Annotated in this window: 22 protein-coding genes; 11 read left to right on the top strand and 11 right to left on the bottom strand. The window is 34.8% G+C overall.

The features are described 5' to 3' along the window. Positions 1-320: 320 nt before the first annotated feature. The 3 genes from recR to QP953_RS25730 form a co-directional block, all read right to left on the bottom strand. The gene (gene recR / locus QP953_RS25740; RefSeq protein ID WP_052598188.1) at positions 321-926 is read right to left on the bottom strand and encodes a recombination mediator RecR; all 606 of its coding nucleotides are present in this window, start codon (positions 924-926) and stop codon (positions 321-323) included. Between the two features lie 96 nt (positions 927-1,022). Continuing rightward, complete coding sequence (gene zupT / locus QP953_RS25735; protein WP_052598187.1) at positions 1,023-1,862, bottom strand: zinc transporter ZupT; 840 nt, start codon at positions 1,860-1,862, stop codon at positions 1,023-1,025. 151 nt (positions 1,863-2,013) lie between these two features. Continuing rightward, a complete protein-coding gene (locus QP953_RS25730) occupies positions 2,014-2,622 on the bottom strand; it encodes a hypothetical protein (RefSeq protein WP_156039821.1) in 609 nt (202 codons plus the stop codon). A gap of 275 nt (positions 2,623-2,897) precedes the next feature. Between QP953_RS25730 and QP953_RS25725 the strand changes: the two genes are divergently transcribed. Both QP953_RS25725 and QP953_RS25720 read left to right on the top strand, forming a co-directional pair. After that, positions 2,898-4,355, top strand: coding sequence for a hypothetical protein (locus QP953_RS25725; protein WP_052598185.1), 1,458 nt, complete (start codon positions 2,898-2,900; stop codon positions 4,353-4,355). Between the two features lie 12 nt (positions 4,356-4,367). Continuing rightward, entirely contained in the window at positions 4,368-5,279 is a 912-nt protein-coding gene (locus QP953_RS25720) for a hypothetical protein (RefSeq protein WP_052598184.1), read from the top strand. 60 nt (positions 5,280-5,339) lie between these two features. Here QP953_RS25720 and QP953_RS25715 read toward each other — a convergent pair whose 3' ends face one another. From QP953_RS25715 to QP953_RS25705, 3 genes are all read right to left on the bottom strand, one after another. Beyond that, positions 5,340-5,990, bottom strand: coding sequence for an OmpA family protein (locus tag QP953_RS25715; protein ID WP_052598183.1), 651 nt, complete (start codon positions 5,988-5,990; stop codon positions 5,340-5,342). A 75-nt stretch (positions 5,991-6,065) separates the two neighbouring features. Further along, the gene (locus QP953_RS25710) at positions 6,066-7,502 is read right to left on the bottom strand and encodes a hypothetical protein (protein ID WP_309553355.1); all 1,437 of its coding nucleotides are present in this window, start codon (positions 7,500-7,502) and stop codon (positions 6,066-6,068) included. A gap of 6 nt (positions 7,503-7,508) precedes the next feature. After that, positions 7,509-8,072 carry an RNA polymerase sigma factor gene (locus QP953_RS25705; protein WP_052598181.1) on the bottom strand — a complete coding sequence of 188 codons (564 nt, stop codon included), beginning with the start codon at positions 8,070-8,072 and terminating at the stop codon, positions 7,509-7,511. 261 nt (positions 8,073-8,333) lie between these two features. Here QP953_RS25705 and QP953_RS25700 point away from each other — a divergent pair, with 261 nt between their 5' ends. The 4 genes from QP953_RS25700 (at position 8,334) to QP953_RS25685 (ending at position 12,213) form a co-directional block, all read left to right on the top strand. Beyond that, positions 8,334-9,863, top strand: coding sequence for an oligosaccharide flippase family protein (locus QP953_RS25700; RefSeq protein WP_309553354.1), 1,530 nt, complete (start codon positions 8,334-8,336; stop codon positions 9,861-9,863). Positions 9,864-10,068: 205 nt separating this feature from the next. Next, positions 10,069-10,464 (top strand): hypothetical protein, encoded by a 396-nt coding sequence (locus QP953_RS25695; RefSeq protein WP_309553353.1) that lies wholly within the window; start codon positions 10,069-10,071, stop codon positions 10,462-10,464. Positions 10,465-10,798: 334 nt separating this feature from the next. Beyond that, entirely contained in the window at positions 10,799-11,716 is a 918-nt protein-coding gene (locus QP953_RS25690; protein WP_309553352.1) for a hypothetical protein, read from the top strand. A gap of 107 nt (positions 11,717-11,823) precedes the next feature. Then, entirely contained in the window at positions 11,824-12,213 is a 390-nt protein-coding gene (locus tag QP953_RS25685; RefSeq protein ID WP_052598177.1) for a hypothetical protein, read from the top strand. A 71-nt stretch (positions 12,214-12,284) separates the two neighbouring features. Here the strand turns inward: QP953_RS25685 and QP953_RS25680 are convergent, their stop codons facing one another. Together QP953_RS25680 and QP953_RS25675 are read right to left on the bottom strand one after the other, a co-directional pair. After that, positions 12,285-13,262, bottom strand: a complete 978-nt coding sequence (locus QP953_RS25680; protein ID WP_156039820.1) for an MbnP family protein — start codon at positions 13,260-13,262, stop codon at positions 12,285-12,287. Positions 13,263-13,412: 150 nt separating this feature from the next. Beyond that, positions 13,413-15,287 carry a leucine-rich repeat domain-containing protein gene (locus tag QP953_RS25675; protein WP_052598175.1) on the bottom strand — a complete coding sequence of 625 codons (1,875 nt, stop codon included), beginning with the start codon at positions 15,285-15,287 and terminating at the stop codon, positions 13,413-13,415. Between the two features lie 556 nt (positions 15,288-15,843). Between QP953_RS25675 and QP953_RS25670 the strand changes: the two genes are divergently transcribed. The 5 genes from QP953_RS25670 to QP953_RS25650 all read left to right on the top strand — a co-directional run bounded on the left by QP953_RS25670 (position 15,844) and on the right by QP953_RS25650 (position 20,289). Then, positions 15,844-16,611 (top strand): leucine-rich repeat domain-containing protein, encoded by a 768-nt coding sequence (locus QP953_RS25670; RefSeq protein WP_052598174.1) that lies wholly within the window; start codon positions 15,844-15,846, stop codon positions 16,609-16,611. A 299-nt stretch (positions 16,612-16,910) separates the two neighbouring features. After that, entirely contained in the window at positions 16,911-17,375 is a 465-nt protein-coding gene (locus QP953_RS25665) for a hypothetical protein (RefSeq protein ID WP_052598250.1), read from the top strand. A 2-nt stretch (positions 17,376-17,377) separates the two neighbouring features. Continuing rightward, complete coding sequence (locus QP953_RS25660; RefSeq protein WP_309553351.1) at positions 17,378-17,701, top strand: DUF3817 domain-containing protein; 324 nt, start codon at positions 17,378-17,380, stop codon at positions 17,699-17,701. A 367-nt stretch (positions 17,702-18,068) separates the two neighbouring features. After that, the gene (locus QP953_RS25655; protein ID WP_052598172.1) at positions 18,069-18,974 is read left to right on the top strand and encodes an ABC transporter ATP-binding protein; all 906 of its coding nucleotides are present in this window, start codon (positions 18,069-18,071) and stop codon (positions 18,972-18,974) included. Continuing rightward, a complete protein-coding gene (locus tag QP953_RS25650; RefSeq protein ID WP_309553350.1) occupies positions 18,967-20,289 on the top strand; it encodes an ABC transporter permease in 1,323 nt (440 codons plus the stop codon). Before QP953_RS25655 ends, QP953_RS25650 begins: the two co-directional genes overlap by 8 nt. A gap of 60 nt (positions 20,290-20,349) precedes the next feature. On the opposite strand, the gene QP953_RS25645 is transcribed toward QP953_RS25650, so the two are convergent. The 3 genes from QP953_RS25645 to QP953_RS25635 form a co-directional block, all read right to left on the bottom strand. Continuing rightward, positions 20,350-21,249 (bottom strand): hypothetical protein, encoded by a 900-nt coding sequence (locus QP953_RS25645; protein WP_309553349.1) that lies wholly within the window; start codon positions 21,247-21,249, stop codon positions 20,350-20,352. Between the two features lie 307 nt (positions 21,250-21,556). Beyond that, complete coding sequence (locus tag QP953_RS25640) at positions 21,557-22,315, bottom strand: hypothetical protein (RefSeq protein ID WP_309553348.1); 759 nt, start codon at positions 22,313-22,315, stop codon at positions 21,557-21,559. A 157-nt stretch (positions 22,316-22,472) separates the two neighbouring features. Beyond that, the gene (locus tag QP953_RS25635; RefSeq protein WP_309553347.1) at positions 22,473-23,876 is read right to left on the bottom strand and encodes a DUF5685 family protein; all 1,404 of its coding nucleotides are present in this window, start codon (positions 23,874-23,876) and stop codon (positions 22,473-22,475) included. Between the last annotated feature and the right edge of the window lie 603 nt (positions 23,877-24,479).

The following is a 24,479-nucleotide window of genomic DNA, read 5'->3' as shown; positions in this document are numbered from 1 at the left end:
GTAGTAGTTCGTTGATTATTATCCGCTACGCTCATGAGAGCGCAAGGCTAGTTCCCTGCGGTCATGAGATCGCAAGCTTAGTTACCAAAAAGATAAAAAAGCACCTTTATATTAGTTTACTTCGTGAGCGCTGCGCTTTTAGTTAGCTGCGCTGCTACTTCGTGGTACTTCATGAGTGCTGCGCAGTTGATAATCAAGATTTTAATGTAAAATGCAATAAGAGTGTAACTTGTTGATTATTAAGCTAATATTTTTTTTAACGAACTGTTGTCAAAAATACCCCAAAAAGAAAAAAGGAGCTATAAGCCCCAGCGAAATGATTACTTCTTATAAGCAACTCTTGACAAAATCGAACGACCTAGTGTTAACTCATCGGCATATTCTAACTCTCCTCCAAAAGAAACGCCTCTAGCAATCGTAGAGATTTTGACAGCACTTTCTTTTAACTGTTTGGAAATATAAAAGATGGTCGTTTCTCCTTCTATTGTGGGACTGATGGCCATAATCAATTCTTTGGTTTGTTCTCTTTCTATACGATCCAATAAGCTATCAATGTTAAGTTGGTTGGGACCAATGCCTTCAATAGGAGAGATGACACCACCCAATACATGATAAACACCATTAAATTGTTGTGTGTTTTCAATTGCCATGACCTCTTTTATGCTTTCAACAACACAAATCGTCGTTTTGTCTCGTTTTGGAGACAAGCAAATACTACAAGTTTCGTCATCGGCAATATTATGACAAGAAGAACAAAACTGAATGTGTTTTTTCATATTTAGAATGGCTTCACAAAACTGCGTCACTTCCGTGCTTTCTGTTTGAAGTAAATGCAAAGCTAAACGCAAAGCTGTTTTTTTTCCAATACCTGGAAGAGTGGCAAAAACTTCAACAGTGTTTTCGAGTAATTTGGAAGATAGATTCATAATGAATGGTATTTTGGATTATTCGAAATTCTAAGTATGAAAACAAGTGGTAAGGTAATTTACTTTTATTAATAATAATGGCGAAGATCACAAGGTCTAATGTACATGATGTACGTGGTGAGAATGATGTCCAACCAATAAAGCAAGACTAACTGCCATTGCAAACATTCCTAAAACAACTCCATAAATAGATAAACGATGATCGTCGTATTCATGGGCAGCAGGGAGCAATTGATCTAAAGAAATAAAGACCATAATTCCTGCTACAGCAGCAATAAGCATTCCCATGACGAATGGTGTAAGATAAGTCATGAATAGAAAATAACCCAATATTGCGCCAAGAGGTTCCACCAAACCTGAGAAAAAAGAATATAAAAAGGCTTTTTTTCTACTACCTGTTGCATAATAAATAGGCATAGAGACACCAATTCCTTCTGGAATATTATGCAGCGCAATGGCAATGGCAATGGTTATTCCCAAGTGTGGATCTTCTAAGGCAGAAATAAAAGTAGCCAAACCTTCAGGGAAATTGTGGATGGCTAGAGCAATGGCGGTCATCACTCCTACCCGCATTAACTTTTTGTTATTAATAACAATATCTCCATCATCCAAGGAGGTATCTGATTCGTGAGGACCATGGTGATGCGGGGTGAGCCGATCAATAGCCCCTACCAGTAACATGCCGCTGAAAAATGCAATGATGGCATACCAAGTTCCATTGTGAGCATGCTCTAAGGTAGCACCAATGGAATGTACAGCATGTGGCAACATTTCCATAAACGAAAGATAGAGCATAACCCCAGCTGCTAAGCCCATGGAGAATGCCAAAAACTTAATGCTCTTGTCTTTGATAAAGAATGCAATTAGGCTACCGATTCCTGTAGATAACCCCGCAAGAATAGTGAGCATAAAGGCAGTTTGTACGTTTTCTTCCATGATTAGAATCCTTGGCTTATTTTTTTGAATCTGCGAAGGTAATAAAAAATCATACGTTGTACAATTAATAAGCAAAATTAAAGCAACAAAGTTGCATTTAAAGTACTGCTCAAAGAGAAAGAAGCTTTTTGGGGGATAAATTGTTGTAATTTTACAGCTGTTCTTCTGTGTCTAGCAAAACCATTCCAATGCCTACTTCAATCCCCAAACGTTGTTTGCTGTATAAATAACGCAATCCTATTTTAGGACGCAAAGCCAAGCCATTGCCCAATTTGTAATGCATTTTTAAGCCAACTTCTCCTGCACATCGAACCCGTGGATAGTCACTAGCCAAATACTGTGCTTCAAAAGGTATTAAGTAAGGCATAAAGACCAAGTCATCATAAGGATTGGCAGCAAATGTTACCCCTTCAGGAATTAATAAGGCTAAAATAGAGACTGTTCCTAAAAAATCTCCTGTAAAAGTACCACCTAATTCTGAGTACAAAAAACCAGCCGCTACTTGTCCCCAGCCACTATTCATCGTAAAGCCATATCGTTTGTCGTAGCCTATTTGAAATTCGTAGTTAATCGCAAAATGATCTGTAAACCAATAGTTAAAACCAAAACCAGTAGTGACCGACCAATCAAACTGTTGCCAATAATAATTGCCCTCGGTCATAGCTTCTAGTTGAAAACTACTCTCTGTTTGTGCAACAGCTTGATTAAAGTTATTGCCCCAAATGATAATTATGAGCATCAAGTTGTAGAAGTAATGCATGTATTTGTTTGATGGTGTTAATAATAAGGCATCTAAGTTGCTTTGCTTTACATTTCGTAAAGATTTGTTATTTTTTGAACGATTGCTTATTATAGATTTATAATGATAACAAAATACAAACATTTCACAAGGAACAAACTATCTTAGGTTACGGTTATAAATAATAATACTCCGTTGCTTTTTAGTTTTTCCACGAACCTATAGGCTCACAAAGTAAAAAATATAAAAAAGTTTTTTTGTTGTAAACAATCAAACACTCACAATAAATATACAAAATGGCATTTGAAAATCCTAAGGATAATTTAGTCGTACTCGAAAAGTACGCGACTCAAAATACAACTTCTTTCACATTAGAAGATGCAGTTTCTGTTACTGGAATGCCTATCATCGAAACCGATGAAGCCATCAAAAATATGATGGAAAAATACGATTGTAAACTAAAAGTGACAGAGAATGGGGATTTAATTTATGATTTTGGTCCTCATTTGGAGCGTCGAGACAAAAAGCCTTTTTCTGAATATGTCGCCGACTTGATGCGTTTGCTTTGGAAAGGGTTTCAAATAGGGTATAAACTATTGACGTCTATTTTTTTAGTCGTTTATTTTGTTGTGTTTATTGTGCTGCTAATCGGTGCGGCTATTGCTTCTGAAGATGGAGATGGTGTTGGTGATTTGATAGCGGTTATGCTACGTTTGTTTATTTCCATTTTTGAATGGAATACAATTATGGGGTATAACAATCGTTATTATCAGCGAGACGATTATGGCTATAATTATCAACATTATAAAGAAAAACAACGCATTTTAGGAAAAAAGAAGAAACCTAAAAACCCTAAAGATGAAAAAAGTTATGTGGCTTCCATCTATGATTTTATCTTTGGTCCGCCAAGAGTTGAGTTGGATCCCTTGGCAAACAATCAAGAAGTAGCGACTTTTTTGAGAGAACAAAAAGGACTGATTACAACTTCAGAGATTCAGGCTTTGGCTGGTTGGAGAAGAGAAGAAGCCGAGAATTTTATGACCGAATGTCTAGGAATGTTTGATGGAGAAGGGCATGTTTCTGACAATGGAACTTTGTATGGCGATTTTTCTCAATTGATTCGATCCAAAGACCGAACAGGGGAAGAACCTGTTGTTTGGTATTGGGATGAGTATGAGCCAGAATATGAGTTGACGGGAAACTCTGGTGGTCGTAATGCAGGAATTATTGCTATGAATACCTTTAACCTTATCATGTCCTTAATGCTCGTTTTTGGTGGTTGGTTGGGACCAATGGGCTTAAATTTGGGTTTTTGGGGACAGTTCTTCTTAGGAGGTTTTCCATTGGTGTATTCTAGCTTATTCTTTTTAATTCCTATGATTAGATGGATTCGTTTGCGCCCGCTACGCAAAAAACAACGCGAATTGAATATTCGAAAGCGATTGATGCGGATTGTCTTTCAAACTTATGACCAAGGGGAGCAACACGTACACGAAATTCCATTGTCTACATTGACGGAAGTAGCTAATCGCCAGCGGAAAACAGAAGAAAAACTAGATCCCGCTACGGTTGAGCGTGTCATGAAAGATACTTTGGCTGATTTGGGAGGAGAAGCATATGTGAATGACCATGCTGAAATTGTCTATAAATTTGACTTAATTGCACAGGAATTAAATGCAATTGATAAATTAAGATTAGAAAAAAAGGACGATAGTAGCTTGGGAGATATTATCTTTGATACTTCGAAGGACTAAAATAGACGATTTATGAAGATTAGTGGTTTTACAATGGTAAGAAATGCGGATTTGTATTATTTTCCTATTAAGGAATCTATTGAATCTATTTTACCAATTGTAGACGAATTTATTGTGGCCTTGGGTAATTGTGATCCAGAAGATAAAACCAGAGCTTTAATTGAGTCTATTAACTCTGATAAAATTGTGATAATAGATCGCGTTTGGGATGAAGAAGAGTTCCTAGATGGAAAAATTTTTGCCACTGAAACCAATTTTGCTCTTTCTCAATGTACGGGAGATTGGTGTTTTTACTTACAGGCTGATGAGGTGGTTCACGAAAAAGATTTGAAATCAATCACCACTTATTGCAAACAATATTTGACGGAGGATAGTGTAGATGGTTTTTTATTTAACTACTATCATTTTTGGGGCGATTACAAGCATCATTTGCCAGTACATTGTTGGTACAAAAATGAGATACGAATTGTAAGAAATAAAAAACACATCTATTCGTACAAAGATGCCCAATCATTCAGAAAAAATAAGGATGAAAAGTTAACTGTCATCGAAATAGAACCGTACATTTATCATTATGGTTGGGTGCGTCCTCCGCAAGTAATGCAATCCAAAAGGAAAGAACAAGAGTCAATGCATCATGATTCCGATCAAATTCAGAACGAATATGAATTAAAAGCCCATGAGTTTGATTACGGCTATTTGGGAGCAATCCCTACTTTTGAAGGCAAACACCCTTCGGTTATGAGCCATTTGATTTCGAAGATGTTTTGGAAATCTAAACTCAATTATACTCAAAAAGGCAAGCTCAATCGCCCTAAAATGAAGCACGAGAAATTCAAATATAAAATGCTGACTTGGATAGAGAATGTATTTTATGGAAGAAAAACTATTTTTGGTTATTCTAATTGGAAAAAGCTAAATTAATAAAAGAGTATAAAATCAGATTCGTATTGTAAATAATAAGAAACACCTTCACAAGATAGCTTATAAAACTCTCGCCTCTGTACGGCGGTTTTCTCTTCTGCCTTCTTGTGTATTATTATCGGCAATGGGGTTTGATTCACCATATCCTTTGGCCGTTAGCTGATTAGCAGGTACCCCTTTTTGTATCAAATATTTGACAACAGCGTCTGCTCTTTTTTGAGAAAGCAAGAGATTGCTAGATGAATCACCAACGTTATCGGTATGCCCTGCTATTTCTACATACAAATCCTTTTTTAATAATAATACTTCAGCAAGCTCATCAAGTGAAGCGAAGGATGGGGGGAGCAATGTTGCTTTGTTTGTTTCAAAATGTACATCATCCAAATTGAATGTGCGAGCAGGACGATATCGGATGGCAATCTCACCACTTATTTTACCCTTTTGCTTAGGGATAGACAGTTCGTCAAAATCAACACTATTGCCCAAGCCTTGAATTTTGATGAAATAAGTATCTCCTTCTGGTAATAAAATAGAGAAGGCGCCATGAAGGTCGGCGATGCCTTCAAAGGTTAATTGAGAATGCTTACCTTGAAAGATAATTTTATCTTTAGGTCTTGGGTTTTCTTCCATGTCCAGAACAATCACGGATAATAAGGCCTGATCTTCTGTAGGAACTAAACTGTCTACGGTTTGCGCTACAACTCTACACATAGAGAAGAGGCAAAGAATACTAAATACATATTTCATACAAAGGATTTTTATGTTATGATCCTCTGCATAATGCGCTTATTCTATTTTAGTTACAGTTTCTTTTGTTTTTTGTTCTACGAATTTTAGATAGCGTTTTAAGTCCGCGGTATTTTTAATCTTATCCGACAAATCTTCCATTTGAAAAGAATAATCTCCTGTATTCATTTTTACAGTAGCTCGTTTGACAAAAGCATAAAGTTTGCCTTCTTTAGACCATAACAAAAAGACATTATTTGCCTTACTATTACAAATAAATTGTTCAGGTTTAAAACTATAAGCGGCGTTATAATTTATATCAATAATAGACAAGGTGTGCGCATTGTCAATAGCAATTTGTTCTAAGTCGGTATAATCTGCTGAGACGGCAATTTGGTTTTTAATTTTATATTTTTTACCACAATTATAAACGCCAAAAGAGTTTAGGCGCAAATCCTCGACCAGCCTTGGATTTTTGTAGTGTTTAACAATGTATTTGTTAGGATCGGGACGTTCCTCTTTTTCTAATTTTTTCATTCCTTCAGGGATCAAGGTAGTTTGTAGGTTAAACGCATCTTTGTCACGTTCCACACCATCTTTTAGTCCCATATTCTTAAATTTTTCATTGTGTGCAATTACCGCAGCTTTGTAAGCAATGCTATCAAATTCTTCTGTATAAGCACCACGTTTGGGAAGGTCTACAACCTCAGAGGTAGATTCCCATGTTTGATTGGTCTCATCCAAATAATACAAATCCAAATTTTTAGCTCGTTTGTTGACTTCATAGTCTAAACTTAAAGCTTTGCCAGGTGCTATTTGAAGCTCTTCACCATCTTTAAAAGCACGAACTTCTAAGATGCCAAAAGAGTTAACGCCCTCGGCAGTAGCTCGGTTCTTGTAGTTCATAGGCAATCCAGAAAAAGCCATGTCAGCGCGATCTCTTAGTTCTCGGTATTGCACTTCATAAGCACCTTTGACAGGCACTCCATTCTTATCTACCACCGCATTTTTAGGGATGTACAAGGTCGATTTGGATGCTTTTAGCTGAATGGTAGCACCTTTTCGGGCACTTATTTTTTTGGTAACAAAAGCAGTTTGAAAAGCTTTAAGTTGAGCAGGAGCAGCCTCCGCCTTAGTTGCTTTGATTGGTGTGTTTTTAACTTCTTTTACAATAGCCACCGATTTTGTTTCTTGCGGAGGCAAATTATACCAAACAATAGGAATACTAATTAAGCAAAGGATTGGCAGTATGATCCACCAAGGCGAAAAGCGTTTTGGCTTGGTATGATGTTGAATAAACTCTTGGTGATAATTCGCGACATCAGAGAGAAAAGCCTCTTCTTTTAGCTGATTAATGATTTGACGTTGCAGATTGACAGCTTGCTTGAACCCCTCGTCCTCATTCATATGCTGTTCAAACTTACGTTTTTCTATACTAGAAAGACCATTTTCTAGGTAGCGTTCAATATATTCTATGTTTTGTAACTCTTGGCGCATCGCTTTTTACAGTTTAGATGTTGATGGAAGCTGGTTGCTAGCAATTTTTTTTGCTCGCTCAATGCATTTGTACTTTTGTGTTTTGGCACTATTAACACTGCTGTACTCAAAGGTTTGAGCAATTTCCTTCATCGACATTTTTTTGTAATAATAGGCTTGTAATAATAACTTGCATTTATCGCCAAGTTGTCGCAATACAGAAGCCAGTTGGGATGATTTATTATTTTGTTCTTGGTAAAGTTCTAAATCGGATTCTAAGGCAGCTTGGTCTCGTGTATCGTATTCCAACGAAACTTCTTTATTTCGTTTTTTGAGCAAATCTTTCCACAGAAAACGCGCAACACTATATAAATACGTGCTAGGAGCACAAGTTAATTCAAACTCTGGTTTTTGAGCATTTCGATAAAGCACGAGCAAGGCATCTTGAAAGACATCTTGTGCATCGGCATCATTGCCTCCATTATTGCAAATTAATTTGCGTATCATCGGAAAGGATTGATACAAAACAGCAATTGCCTTTTTGTTGTCTCCAGACCTAAGTTGCGTCAGTATATTAGAATATTTGGACATAAAGTACCCAAGTTGTTTGTTCGAATTCGGTTTAGATATTTACTTCTTTAATGGGCTTAAATTTTAAAAGTAACCTTATTAAGATAACGATTATTTTAAAATTTGCTTAGAAAATATTTTGAAAAGGATGTTCTATCCCGCTTTTTATAAATTATCAACCAATTAATAAATCGATTTTGAGCAGTATTGTAAATTCTAAAAGCTTGATGTATCTTTGAGCCACTCTTACTAAAATAGTTTTTTTATTTTCAATTACAAAACGTGTCCCTACTTAAAAAATTAGCAGGTGAAACAGCTTTATATGGGCTTAGTAGCATTCTAGGACGTTTGCTTACATTTGTTTTTTTGACTCCATTTTTGACGCATATTTTCAATGATGATCGTGCTCAAATGGGCATTCAAACAGATGTATACGCTTGGGCAGCTTTCTTAATGATTGTGTTTACCTATCGAATGGAAACAGCTTTTTTTCGATTTGGTTCTAAAAAGGAAGATCGGGCGACAGCTTACAAAACAGCTACATCTACGGTAGTTGGCACAACCAGTATCTTTGTATTGTTGTTGGTGGCACTATCTAACCCCATTGCTACTCAATTAGGGTATCCAGGCCATAGCAACTACATTGTATGGTTTGCTTTTATCTTAGGGTTTGATGCATTGGTTGCCATTCCATTTGCGATGCTTCGACTAGAAGGAAAAGCATTAAAATTTGCCCTTGTTAAGTTGACCAACTTGTTGATACATTTAGGATTTGTATTTTTCTTTTTGTATCTCTTGCCCAATTATTTTCCACAATATTTTGACCCAACTATGGGGATAGGATACGTATTTTTAGCTAATTTGTTAGCGAGTGGAGCTACTTTTTTACTCTTATTGCCTACCTATTGGTACAAAACTAAAACAGAAGAAGGAAAAGAAGCCACAGCAGTATTTGACGCTGCTTTATTAAGAAGGATGCTTATCTACTCAATGCCATTAGTTTTGGCAGGATTTGCAGGTATTATCAATGAAGTATTGGATCGCATTTTACTCAAAGCGCTTTTGGTGGGAGATAGTAAGGACGTCTTGGAACAACTCGGAGTTTATGGAGCCTGTTATAAAATTGCTATTTTCATGAACCTGTTTACCCAAGCTTTTAATTATGCTGCTGAACCATTCTTTTTCCGAAATGCAGATAAAGCCTATTCTAAATTATTATATGCCAATATCGCTTTCCTTTTTACCTTAATCGGAACGATTGGCTTTTTGGGAATCATGCTTTTTATGGATATTGTACAATTTTTCGTTGCCTCCAATTATCGAGAAGGCTTGATGATTGTTCCTGTTCTTTTATTAGCTAATTTATGCTTGGGTTTGTATTACAATCTGGCAATTTGGTTCAAGTTGAGTGACCAAACTCGTTATGGAGGAATGATAGCTGTTATTGGAGCTAGTGTTACTATTTTGGGCAATATTTTATTGATTCCTTTTATGATGCAATTGGGACATCCTGGATACTTAGGATCTGCTTGGGCAACCCTATTTTGCTATGCGACAATGGTTGTGTTAGCTTATACGTTGGGGCAAAAACACTATCCAATTCCCTATCCAATTTTTCGTATGCTAGGATACATTGTCACCGTAGTCGTCATTTATATGCTGTATGCATGGACAATTGCACCATATCTAGTTCCCAATAGCTTGGTCTCTTATCTTGTAAGTAGTACTTTAATGTTGGTTTATTTAGGAGTAATATGGCTTGTTGATGGAACGAGAATCAAACTTATGTTGAAACAAGTTCCCTCAGAATAAAATTATCATGATAGCTTTTAAGTGTTGGGAATCTTGAAAGGCTGATTATCAACTATGGAGTACTCATGTAGTTTATGTTTTTACCAACTTAGCTTGCATTTTTACAAGTGTAGCGGGCTAAAAAACTAAAAAATAAGCGACCTATTAACTTGTATAACCTTCGCGAAAATGATACCTTCGAGCTTCTAATAACAAAGAAAATATAATGCGTCAATTATTAGCTCTTTTATTTATAATAATAATAGGTGTACAAACTGTACATCAAGGGCTGATTTATACCTACTTTACCTTAAATAAAGATTATATTATTCAGCATCTCTGCGAGAATAGAAATACGCCTGTTTTAGAGTGTAATGGAAAATGCCATCTCAAAGAAGTGTTATCCATTGCTCAAAAAGAAAACCATACCGACCAACAGCATCCTATGCCTAATTTAGAAGAGCTGAAAGTCCCTGTTTTATTCTTTCAAGTAATGCAAGAACCTTTTTTTATACCTAAAAAATACCTCTCCATTCAGATAGAAGGAGCACCTACTTTTAATTATTCCTTTCATTATACACACCAAATGATAAGGGCGCTCTTTCATCCACCACAATTTTAGACACAAACCATAATTTCATGCGATGTAGCTTATGTGAGTATACCTAGGTTAGCGTGTAGTTTATTTTTTCTTTCATAGAAAAAGTAGCTAATGCTATAATCTATAAAGGAACTTCTATGTCGTATGTCTAGTTGACTATAATTTATAAAAATTGATAGTTCGCCAGTTTCTGCAAGTTATATCAAGCCTATTTTTTATTTAGGATTTCTAGCGTAATCATCTATTAGGTTGACCTAATAGGGTAGAAGTGTTGTTGTCTATGAGCAACACGTCTTGTCATCACTAGAAGTTAATGTGATATACAATAGAAGCGAACTATTGCAAAGATTATATTATGAAGAATATTTTAATACTATTCAGCTTGTGGATGGGGCTTAGCGTTTCAGTCCTAGCTTGCGATATTTGTGGTTGTGGTGTTGGTGGATATTATAGTGGAATGTTGCCTCAATATCATAAGAATTTTATAGGACTTCGATGGCGTTTGAGCTCTTTTAGTTCAGATTTAGGACATGAAGGAGAAGGCATCAATGCTTTTTCGAGAGAACACTTTCATTCATTGGAATTAATGGGGCGTTTTTATCCGCATAGACGCGTACAAATTCTAGCTTTTGTTCCTTTGAGTTATAATGTCCGAATTGCTCCAGAGGAAGCAAATCATTTAATCGGTTTGGGAGACATATCCGTTATTGCATTGTACAATATTTATAATACAAGCTTTGTCGCGGAAAAGGACCTTAAACACAATCTATTAGTAGGAGGAGGAGTCAAAGTACCAACAGGGAGTTTTCAACGAACCGATATGCAAGGAGAATTGCTAACCCCAAGCTTACAATTAGGAACTGGATCGGTTGATTTTCTGACAATGGCAGTATATACCATGCGCTACAAACGTTGGGGAGTAAATGTAAACGCTACCTATAAAATTAATTTGCCCAATGCCCATACATACAAGTTTGGAAACCAACTAATGACAGCAGCAACAGCTTTTTTCTTGCACAAGGTGAAAAATACAGAGTGGGGAATTATGCCCCAACTAGGACTTGCCTTTGAGCATGCGAATTATAATCTAAAAAATGGCTATAAGCGAATTAATACGGGAGGCAATCAATTAATTGCTACTGTTGGAATAGAGGTATATTATAAAAAAATTCAAGTGGGAATCAATTATCAGCAACCTACTTGGCAAAACTTATCAGATGGTTTGGTGCAAGCGAAGCCTAGATTTTCAGCCAATATCAATTATTTATTTTAATACTCTGTTGCTTTTTTAGTTTTTACTGCGCGAGCGCTTTGCTTTTAGTTAGCTGTGCTGCTACTGCGTGGTTTCAATGGAGTAATTTTATTTAAAAAAACAAAACAATGAAAAGCGTACTAATTTTATTTACTTTAGTTACAATGGGAATCACTTTTAGCTCTTGTGAGAAAGAACCTGAAATCCAAGAAACAGTAACTGCAACAATCAACAATCCTTTAGAAGGGACTGTAATGAATAATGGAGATGACTTAAATGTTAAGGTGACTTTTACAGACCCGACAGAATTACATACTTACTCGGTTGAGGTATGGGACAAGAATAAAAATACAGCCGTTTTGAATTTGAGTGGGCATACGCATGAGACTTCTTACACGGTTGATAGCACGATTACTTTGTCTGTGGGAACACACAGTTTGTTTACAATCACAGCAACGGCATCCAATCATTCGGGAGAATCAGCTACCCACGCAGTTAATTTTGAAGTAAACCCTTAATCTAGCAGATTATTCAAACAAAAACAGGGGCTCTCTTTTATGGAAAGCCCCTGTTTTTTAGCAAGAATTATTTAATTTCTAATGACAAAACGTTTGCATTGACGAATCCCCTTAGGAGTAGTAAAAATAACGATATAAATCCCTGCGGCTAAATCGCTGTCCATATAAAAATCTCCTTGAGGATCTAGGTTAGAACGTTGAATAAAATAGGTGCCATTGACATTAGTAATTGTCATATCCAGTTGTTCTAAGGTATAAAAATCGTAGTAAATGGTAGGAGCAGTTGAAAGCCTAGAGTCAATATTAATTTGATTTTGAGGAGAAACTAAGGTTGTAACACTGGTCGTAGCAACATTGTAGAAAACCTTATGATCGTCTGTGTTATCACATAATTTTTCATTGTCGGTATGTCCATTTTCTTGATTGCCCACCAACTCTAGATCAATTTCCTTTAGCCAGTTAGAAATATTGGCAACTAAATTTATCTTTAGGCTATTGCCATTTCGACTCGTAGATGCTTGTATGGATAAGTCACGAAACAATGGATCACCGGTCGCTCGAAAGCTAAATGGCTTGTCTGGAATTTGATCGCCATCAGAGTCAATCATACCTTCTATTGCAACAAAAATATAACTTTGTTGATCATTCGAATACATAGCATTGTCTGCCAAAGGATGTCCAACGGGATGGTGGATAGGTCTTGTATTGTTTAGTGCAGGATCAACACCCAAATTAAGGTGCATTGCTTCTAGCTGTTGTATTTCAGGAGTAACGGTTCCTAGGTTGTATATACTCGTTTCACCATCCATTAACAAATGTTGCCGATTGATAAGCGTGGATTGTCCGCCATCGAATACTAATTCTATATTAGATAAATAGTACTGAATTCTATTGATTAAAATAACTCGGTTTTCATCATCAACATAAGGTTGATTAGGAATATAGTTTGATTTTCCGAATTTATGTTGAATTTGTAATTCTACATCGGTTTGAGCCTGCAAACTCCAATAAGAACAGAGAAAAAAGAGGAAGAGTAGTTTGTTGAGCATCGTGAATAAAATTTTGCAAGTTTTTTGTACTATTTTAAAGATACAAAAAATAATACGGTCATGCCAAACTTTAACTTTTTTATCCGTGAAAATCAAGAAACTACCCATTTTGAATTGTCTCAATCCGAAAGAGAATTAAGTGACAATTGCTTATCGACCTACTATTGTTTTTCCATTTATAACAACACTACTGGTATTGTCAGCACCAACCCACTTATTGTTGTAACCCACATAGACAACTTCTAAATTAGGGATTTTCCAAAGATCTTCAGGTTTTTTGTGAATCTCATGCAATCCTCTAATGTACAAATGTGTCAATTCTTGACACTTAAATAGTTGGGGGGGGATTTCCGTGAATTTGTTATACGAAATATCCAAATGCGTCAACCCTTTAATTGCCCCTAAGTCATCGGGTAATTGTGTCAGTTCCAAACTAGACAAGGATAAATGACCATCTTGCAAAGCTTGTTCAAAATAAGCCATTTTGTCCTCGGTATCCAAATTAAATAAGGCAAACAAATGACCATAACCGCCTTTTTTGAGTAAATAAAAAGCAATATATTTTTTATCTAAGGCACCTGTCTTGCAATAGTATTCCAAGTTCGTTGATCGAGCTGTTTCGGAAATTAATGGACCAATTGGTTTGCGACTTTTGATGGCTGTTACAAAAGACAATGGAGCATATTGACCAACGATTTGATAAATGACACGTTTAATTTTTTGAACTCTAGTCAATTTATAAATCAAAAATAGTTCTGTTAACAGTTCTTCAGGAACGCCACCACTTTTCAACATTTCTAATGCCAACAAAATATTTTCGGTCTGATCACTGTGCAGCAGTTGCCGAATATTGTCAAGATCCGTAACTTCTGTAGAGGCCAATAAATAAGGTTGCTCAAGTTGATTGAGGTATTTTACTAAACTTTGTTCTGTGATTAGAGCAATATTGTAGGCTTCTATTTGGTCATAAATATCACCAGGCATACTTCCAATAAGAAGGTGCGTCGTAGATCGATTAATCTTGACACCTGTTTGAATAGCGTGTTGTGCCACCCTAGATTTTAATTCAGATACTTTTCCTTTTGTTTTGCCCTTGATAACCAATCGGTCGTTAGCCGTAGGGAACGAAAAGGAACTAAATTGGTTGTTATTGATGCGGATGTCAATTTCTTCTAAAGCCTGATTGGTATATTCAGGAATAGCACAATTCAGTAAGGTTAGTAATTGTTTGTTGTCAAGATCTTTGATAAGAAGACTACCTCGAATGACATCCAAAAAGAATCGTTGCAATTCAGGGCTAAATTGGTAGTTTTTAATGTTCTTAAGTAATCGCTCAAATGGAAAAATATAGGCTGTTTTTGTATTGCTTTTAGCCGTAAATTTAAGGGACGTAATGTGTTGTAGTTGTAGAACTTCTTGTGGCAACCCTTCTAAGGACTTAGCAGAAATTTGAAGCTCCTTTAGTTGAGGAAGCTCCACTAATACACTTGGAAAAGACTCAAAATCATTTAGTTCGCAGTGCAGCTTTTCTAACTTAGTCAGGTTTTTTAGGCTGCTAGGTAGCTCTTTCAATTTGTTGCCTGAAATATTCAATTCCCTTAAATTATGTAAATTACCAATTTCGGGAGGTAAGATAGATAAATTTTGTAAGGAGTAGCTCAGGTCCAACACTTCTAAGGCCTGCATATTGGACAAATAATCCCATTGGGTAGAAGCCAAGAAGCGATTGTTGGACAGTACCAAAGTTTCTAATTGGTTTAGTTCCCTAAAAACGGTTGGAATTTGTTTTAGATTATTAAATCTTAAAGAGATGTGCTTTAGGTTGGGCAAATCTGCCAATTCCGCAGGATATTTCTTGATAGACTTGTTTCTGTAAATGCTTAAAGTTTCTAATTGTTGTAATAAGTTGATTTCACTTGGGATTTCTCTTAGTTTCTCCCAGTAATTGATTGAAAAATGTTTAGTGCTTAGGTCACTATATATTTTATTCTTTAGACGCAAATATTGTTCTGTTTCGATACTCATATCAGTAATTTTATTGAGGTCATAGATCAACAAAAAAAGCGTGTATCATACTATTTTGCAAAGCCAATCTAGTTGATAACATTATTATACATTGAAGAGACCATTCTTTTTACGATGTGATTGTGCCTAAAAAAGGGAGTTGACACAATTGTTGCAAAAAGTGGGGGTATGGGATTCAAATAATATTATCTTTTTTTATTAAATGAATTTAGAATGTTTGGTCATATTTCTAATGGAGTGTGTAATAAATGCGGTTTTATGGAGAGAGCACAACCATCTGAGAAAACTTATTTTGGAATTTTTGTATTGTTTGATAAATGTCCATACGATAAAAACTATTTTTTTTTTCTTTGGTTTATAATTTTTTTTAAAAAGAACTTAAAAAGGTGAAAAAATCGACACAAAATAAGTAAATTTATTGCTTATGTGATGCCAAAATGTATTGCGAAAAATGAAACCTATTGAGTGTTTGGTATTTAGCAATTAAAAAATAAAAATCAAACTATTTATGGTATAAATTTATGCTCAAATTATATACCACCCTTAAAAGTAAGTCATGTCTAATTTAGACTATAAAGCAATTATTGCTTTGTTAAAAAGTGAGGATGAAACGAATCATGAACTCGGATTCCAATTGTTAGAAAGTTTAGGTGTTATATCTAGCTATGAGTTAGCAGAAGTGATCAGTGCACAACCACAATATTTATTACGCAGCTTAAAAAATAACTGGACGGAATTGCTGGAATTAATAAAAAGAATAGAGTTCCGTTATCAACCAATTGCTAATTTACCAGAAAACTTAAATCTGCTCAAAAACTTAGAAGTACTATCTATAAGTCACTGTACCTTATCAGATTTGCCCAAGGCAATAGGTGATTTAACCCAACTAGAACGGTTAATTATCAACTATAATACACTAAACCATATCCCCAAAGAAGTCAGTAATTTAAAAAATATAATAGAACTATCCTTAGTTGGAAGTGGTTTGAATGAATTTCCAATCTGTATTCTAGAATTACCAAAGTTAGAAATACTTTCCTTAATTGACAATCAAATTGACAATTTGCCCAATGGATTGATTCGTTTAGACAAGCTCAAAAAACTGATTTTGCGTGGCAATGCTTTAAGTGAAGTTCCCATGGAGTTATGTATGTTAGAAAACTTGGAGATTCTTGATCTCTCCGAGAATAATATCAAACGTTTACCTGGTGCTTTGAGCGTCTTGCAAAACTTGAAAATTCTATATTTAAGCCAGAACCCTTTAAACAAATCTGAACAAGAGAAAGTTCGAAACATTCTTCCCAATACCGTCATTCATATTTAAGCGAGTAAGCACAAAAGAGTAAGGCTATTTTCTTAGAACGACCACTTGGGCTACTAACTTTTTTATATTGAGCAAGTTATATGCTGTTGGAGTACAAGTCTTGTGCAAAAGTTATTTCCGTATGTTAGAAAAATGACAGATTAATGTCAATAAAGGCATAAAAAGTACTGGAATGCTATTAGATAAATGTACAAATTTGCACTTGTTATTCTGAGTAGTAGAACAAAGTAAGTCGTAAAAGACCATCCATGAAAACTTTGTTTTTGTACTCCATTATTCTGACTGACAAAAACTTAGGTATGTATGCAATACTTTTAGGAGTACACTCTGCCACTCGTTATTTTGTTGTTGTATCTCTAGTCATAGCAATTTTGATGGCGACTTATGGATATACGCAAAAAAAAGCATTTTCAGAAAGTTACAATTCTATTCGTCATTGGACAGCGACGATTGCCCATATACAACTTATTGTTGGGATGTTGTTGTATTTTAAAAGTCCAATTGCACTGCATTTTATGAAAAATACAGGAGAAGCATTAAAAAGTGTAGAGTGCTTATTCTTTGGGTTGTATCACGCTGTCGCTATGTTTGTAGCGATTGTATTGATAACAATTGGTTCTGCTTTAACCAAACGAAAAAAAGTAGATCGAGAAAAGTTCAAAACCATGCTTGTTTGGTTTACAATTGCCCTTATTATTTTATTTTTAGCAATTCCTTGGCCGTTTTCCCCCTTTGCAAATCGACCATATTTCAGACCATTTTAATTATGAATAAATATTTATCTAGTCCTATCGGACGATTGAGATTATTGGCACTTTTAGAAGGAAGTTCCTTACTTTTTTTAGTTTTTATTGCTGTTCCTTTAAAATATCTATGGGATATTCCAGAAGGTTCTCAATTTATAGGACCTATTCACGGAGCTTTATTTTTGCTATTTGTCATGAGTACCCTAAATGTAGCAATAGAACAAAGTTGGAAGTTTACCCAAATAACATGGAAAGTACTCATTGCTTGTATTATTCCTTTTGGAACATTTTACATCGATCATAAGATTTTGAAAAAAATTCAAAAAGAAGAAAGTAAAGTTTGATGTTGGTTAGCTCTCAATAAAGTGTTACAAAGATTGTTTAAAAATAAGGACACTTCTTTCTATTAAAAATCAAAAAAACAGGGTAACTATCTTCCTGATTTTTTATATGCATTACCCTTTATTGCTTTTAGATACAGGCATTAAAAAAAGGTTATCCTTTTAGAAGTTTTTTTCAAAACGGTTCTTATTTTAACAAGAATTGGTATCATTTGAAATAGTTTTTGATCTAAAAAACAAGATTATTAATGGAATTTAGAAACTAAATGCATGAGATTGTAGTTAGAACTTTTACATTTGTAATTAAATAAGATAGATTGAATGAAGATTTATCTACTATTGAATTTATAATCGAACAACAACTTTCTCAGTGAACGTTTTAGAACTAAAAGATGTCCGAAAAACGTATCAAGAGCATGTCGCTTGCAACAATATTTCTTTTGAAATCCCTGAAGGCAAAATTTTTGGCTTGTTAGGACCTAATGGTGCAGGAAAAACCTCTTTGATTCGTATTATTACTACAATAACCAGAGCAGATTCTGGAACCATTTTATTTAGAGGAGAACCCTTAAACAATACACACCCCGCCCAAATTGGCTATATGGCTGAAGAAAGAGGTCTGTACAAAAAAATGAAAGTAGAAGAGCAGATTACCTATCTTGCTCGTCTCAAGGGATTGACCAAGAAAGAAGCTAAAAACCAATTGGATTACTGGTTAGAAAAATTCAATATTCAGGACTGGCGCAACAAAAAGGTTGAAGAGCTTTCGAAAGGAATGCAACAAAAAATTCAATTTATTACGACCGTCATTCACAAGCCTAAATTATTGATTTTGGATGAGCCTTTTTCTGGTTTGGATCCTGTGAATGCCAACTTAATTCGGGATGAAATTGACGAATTGCATAAAAATGGCACGACTATTTTGTTTTCAACCCACCGAATGGAGCAAGTCGAGCAAATTTGCGAACATATCGTTTTGATTAATAAAGGTACCAATGTACTGAGCGGTTCTGTTGCATCTATCAAAGAACAGTTCAAAGAGTTCTTGTTCCAAGTAAACTATCGAGGTGCTTTGCCCGAACAAATAGAAGAACATGTGACCATTATATCCAAAGACATGGGGCAAGTTGTTGTGAAACTAAGAGATGTGGAACATGCCAATAATTTCTTAAAATACTTGTTGCATCACGGAACAGTTGTAACGGCTTTTAATGAAATATTACCAACCTTAAACGAAATCTTTATCAAAATAGTAGGAGGGAAGTCAGATGAGTAAGCTTTGGTTAATTATAGGAAGAGAGTATTTGTCAAGAGTAAAGAAAAAGACCTTTATATTGACAACTATATTTGCTCCCATTGGATTTGTTATTTCTTGGGTGGCATTAATATTTATCATGTCTTCTGGACAAGATACGCAGAAAGTGGCTCTACTAGATCCTAGCAATATCTTAGAAATTAAAGAAAAAGGAAAGCTAAGAGATGGTCTGGTTATGTACAAGTATCCACAAAAGAAATTAGAAATACTTAAAGAAAGTTTTGAAAAGGATGGTTATAAAGGAATTGTTTTTGTTCCTGAACAATCATTAGATAGTATGACAACAAACTTCAAAGTTGAATATTATTCTAATGAAAGCTTAGGAATTAATGTAGAAAAAAACATTAAAGAAGGGATTGAACAAAGGATCAAAAAGCTCAAAATGCGTCAGTTGGAAGTCGATGAGCTGACTTTGAAGCGATTGAAAACAGATATTAATGTAATTCCAACAAATATGAAATCTTCTGATGAAGAGGTTTCTATTTATAGAGCAAGAATCGCAACTGTACTTGGGGGAATTATGATGATATTGATTTACTCAGTTATTTTTATCTATGGTAATATGGTGATGCGTTCTGTAATGGAAGAAAAAACTAATCGAATTGTAGAGGTTCTAATTTCTTCAGTTAAGCCATTCCAGTTAATGTTAGGTAAAATTATAGGGGTTGGAGCAGTGGGATTAACTCAATTTGCAATATGGGCAATCACATTACCACTTTTATATCTTGGTGTGGGACTCTTGTTTGCAGGAAAATTGCAAGAACTTCAAGAAAGCATGACTACATCAACAGCAAGTCCCGTTGGTGATACAACAGAAATAATGGCTATTTGGCAAGAGTTACAAAACTTTGATTATGCTTATATAATTGTAGTTTTCTTGGTTTTCTTTCTAGCTGGGTACCTTTTGTATGCGTCGTTATTTGCTGCGGTAGGAGCTGCAATGGGCGATGATTGGGGAGAAGGGCAGTCATTGATGCTTGTAATTTCAGTTCCAATTATTATTGCATTATACATTGGTTCTGCTGTAGTTCAAAACCCAACTAGTTCACTTGGAGTATGGGCTTCTATGTTTCCATTTTTTGCTCCTGTAGTGATGCCTGTGCGAGTTGTTTTTGATCCTCCAATATATCAAGTTGTTATATCCGCAGTCATATTAGTATTAACAGGAATCTTTTTTACTTGGGTATCAGGGCGTATTTATCGGATTGGTATTTTAATGTATGGAAAGAAAACGACGGTAAAGGACTTTATGAAGTGGATGTTTCGTAAAGATTAACAATAGAACATTAATTATAATGACCAAAGCATTCCCCAACTGGAGAATGCTTTGGTTGTATTAGAGCAATTGTAATGTTTTAAACGAATGAAAATGTTGCTTTACTGCTTCCCAATTTCGAGTAACTCCCAACATAAAACCACCTCCGCCAGCACCACAAATTTTTAAATAAAATTCATTCGATGCTAATCCTTTTTTCCAAAGTGCGTGCATGCTTTCTGGAATCATTGGTGGTAGGTAGGCGAACTGTAATTTAGAAATCAAATGAATTGCCTGCATTAAGGAGCTAGAATTATTGGTCATTAGGGCGTGAATCGCATCATCAACAGCACGACTGGTAGGCTGTACAAATGCATTTTCAAAAGAAGCATTTTTACAAGATTCGACAAAAAAATGAATGAGTGGTGTAGAAACTCTTGGTAGTTGAGTATCGATTAAGAAAAAAGTTAGTTTCTGCAAAGACGGTAATTCGACAGATTCAATGGAGGCATCAGAATGCACCCACAAGGGGCGTTTGTTGTATGCAATTAAGGGATCTATTCCAGAGCTCTTGCCATGAAAACTATGTTCTAAGCAAGCTAATTCTTGTTTTAGTAATTGCAAATTTGTGGTTTTGTGGATAGCGTAGCGGTCATAAATAGCAGCACAAACAGCTCCCGAACTTCCGAGCCCATATCCCATCGGAGAATTTGTACAGAGCCAAAGCCCATTTTTTAAATCTTCTTTGAATTGTTTTAAGTTCAACAACGGATATTGAAGAGATTGAAGATCTATGGCTATTTTTTGCAAACTTTGTTTTGAAAAAGCAGGTTTAATTGTATTCTCCCAATCTTTAGACAAAGGGTGATCACTCCAGTAGCTTTGGTAGTGAGCATAGGGAATAGCCAATGCAGCAGAGTTTTGAATAATAGTATATTCACCGAATAAAAGTACTTTAGATGGATAACTAAGGTTGGGCATATAGTGAAAATATTTGATTGTTTTGAGTAATAATGATTTAATGATCAAAAGAAAATTTAGAACCTAAAGCACAAGTGCTTTTAATTTGCAATAGTTCGTTGAAACCACGCAGTAGCAGTGAAGCTAAACTTTATTAGTTTGATAATTAATGAGTTGTGCACTTGTTGTGTTTTGTGTTAAAAATTTGATTTTTTATCTTTTTTGTGAAAAAGTAAAAAAGCAACGACCACGAAGTAGCAGCGTAGCTAACTACTAAATTTAAGTAAATCAGCAAAACTAAAAATGATGCTTCGTGCCATACTGTTTGTTACTTGCCTAACAACGTTTGGTCAATCATTTCGGAAACAGGTTTGGAAGTTCTAATCTCGATGGCAATATTGGATGCTTTATTAATAGTAGTATCTCCATTTATATCTTTAAAGTATCGGGTAGCAAACTGGGTGTTTTCTGGATGAACTTCATAGTTTTCTTGTCTATAGGTCAAGTTTTGATTTTGGTGATCTTTATAAATGTTAGAAAAGCCTTTAAAAAAGGTGATTTTTTCTCTATAATAAGTAACAACCTCATCAATAGGTGTTAGCTGTTCTAAATCAATAGATTGCTCTACCGTTTTTAAATCTTTAATCATTTTAGTTAATTTAATCTCTGCTGGCGAGTCAAAAAAATCAGATAAAAATGTATCTCGATCTACAGGAGTAATTTTTTGTACAGCACAATATATAGGCTCATCAGGCAAACTAGTTATAAATTGGTAACAAATTAACCAATATCCATCTTTTGCAGGCTCTTTTATTGGAACCGAATAAGTAATAACACTATCTTGCTGATTGTTTACTTTCCAAGGAATCAACTTAGCTTCTTTCTCTGTCGATTGAGAGTAACAGATAAATGTTCCTTGAAGCATATGATACAAGCGATCAATATTTCGTTGATATTTTTGATAATAGGCAGCAGTTCCAAAATCGCTAGCTTCCGATGGCGTATTTTGAGTATTGGTAGAGTTTGTTTTGCATGCTGCGTTGAATAGGACGATTAAAATAAATATAAAACCAAAGTTTTTCATCATTAGTATTTTTTAATTGTGAACAATAGAATACTTATAGACGGGGGATAGATAGATATGATAAGAACTCAATTGGCGAATAAAGTTGCTTTAACTGTTTTATAGTTTAATATTTGTAGAGAGGTTAATGAATAAGATGGAAGTAGGTGGTCATACTATATTAAAGTAGCCCCAAGAAGAATAAGATAAGAATGATAATGGTGGTGATTGCTACAATAGATATAAGCAGAATTACTGTAATCATTAAGTTATCTTCTTGGCACATCCATTCGCAACAATCACCACAACAGTTACTACAAGAATCACTACAACATTGATTGCAACAATTGCTACAGCAGTCCGACCAACAATCCTTTTTACGAAATAGATTTTTTATTTTTCTTTTTAGACGCTTAATCCTTTTTTCTTTACGTTTTTGATCCTTTTGTTTTTTTCTATCTCTTCTAACAACTCCTGCGATACCAATACTTGCTAAGATAGTTGTCATCAACAAGGTCCAGCCCACAATCTGTAATTTACCCTCTTGAGGCAAATATGTTTTTGTTTGTGGATTCGCAAACACAGCCAAGACAATCACATAGTAGTTTAGTTGGCGCAACCAAGTTTTGGGTTGACATGTAATTTGGTTAGCAAAAATCTTTGCCTCATTCCACCTTAAAGCAATTTGGTCATTAATCGTTTTAGGAATACGTCGTTCTTGATACAACCGAAGCGCAAGGTTAGATGCTAATCTATCTTTATAAATAGATATTGCCTCTGCTGTTATACTGAGTTGTTGAAGATGTGTGTCTATTTCTGCTTGGATATCTAATAAAATAGATCGGACAGACTCTAAATTTGATTCGTCTAACTGATTGAAAGACCCAAAGTATTTTATCAAAGGATTAAACTGGTCTTTAAAAACATCTTTTTCATAATCTTCAAAGGCATCTAAGATGTAGATGAGTTGACCAAAAGAATAACCTAATTGATATAAGTCTGTTTTTTGTTGCAGTCGAAGTCCTCCTTGTTGAAAAAGGTAAGCTGTTATTTTAGCAGTAGCCTCTGCATAATAGTTTAAACAAGAATGCAAATGTTTAAATTGTATTTTTTTGCGCTCTCTTTGGTATTGCTGTTGAATTATGCTTTGTATATATATAGTATCAATACCCCAGTGCTCAAATTGTAAAAGAGCTTTCTTTTGCGAAGAAGTATAAAGGTATTGAGCAAATTTCCACTTTAGAGCTGGCTCATCTTGATTATTGTCATTAATCTTTAACGTTCCTAATAAAACAGAAACAGTTGCGGCATACTCTAAAGAAAAAGGGAGTTTTTCTTTTGGTATAGAAAAACAAGTATTCACTGTTTTTAAACGATCGCTCCATGATTTAAAATTTTCATGTTCTAATTGTGATAATAACTCAGATAAAAAAACAGTATCCCAATTCAGCATTAACCGACTTTGTTGATTATAATTTTTGCCAATAGCTTTACAAGTACCACAATAATGCCTGCGATGGTACAAATAATTGGAATTATTTTTTTTCGTTGAACACGTATTTTGGGGATGCATGAGTCCAAACATAGCAAATCGGTATTAGTATATTAAGCAAATAGGAGATAATGAAAATACTAAATATTGTGTTAGCACTGTGTATATAGAGGCCACTTTCAATTTTTTTTATTGTAATAGAGCGTATTTTTGCTTTATATTCTATCGTCTAACCCAACTTGGAGATGATTTTTTTGAAAAAAAATAAATGTCCCAGAAAAAGGAATGATTTTATAAGATATTGATTGTGTTTGTGTTTTAATTGGTGGTTAATTAGAGAGAGTTGGGAGAAAGAAAAAAGTTTAAAAAAAACGCTAAAAAAAACACCTAAAATTTGGAAGTAAAGGAAAAACATTGCACCTTTGCAACCGCTTCGAAAGAGAGGCATTGGCAATTGAAAACAATGAAAACCTACAGAAAAATAATTTTTAAAAAAGTTTAAAAAACATTTGGTGGTTTGGAAATAAAGTTAGAGATTTGCAACCGCTTCAAAAGAGAAGCACAGCAAAATTGAAAACGCTAAGAAAAACCTACAGAAAAATAATTTTTAAAAAAGTTTAAAAAATATTTGGTGGTTTGGAAATAAAGTTAGAGATTTGCAACCGCTTAGCGAAAGAGCGGGTAAAAAAGTTTCGA

Source organism: Aureispira sp. CCB-E, from assembly GCF_031326345.1.
GTDB lineage: Bacteria > Bacteroidota > Bacteroidia > Chitinophagales > Saprospiraceae > Aureispira.
The sequence above is the reverse complement of the archived record's forward strand: the minus strand, read 5'-3'. Positions and strand labels throughout refer to the sequence as shown.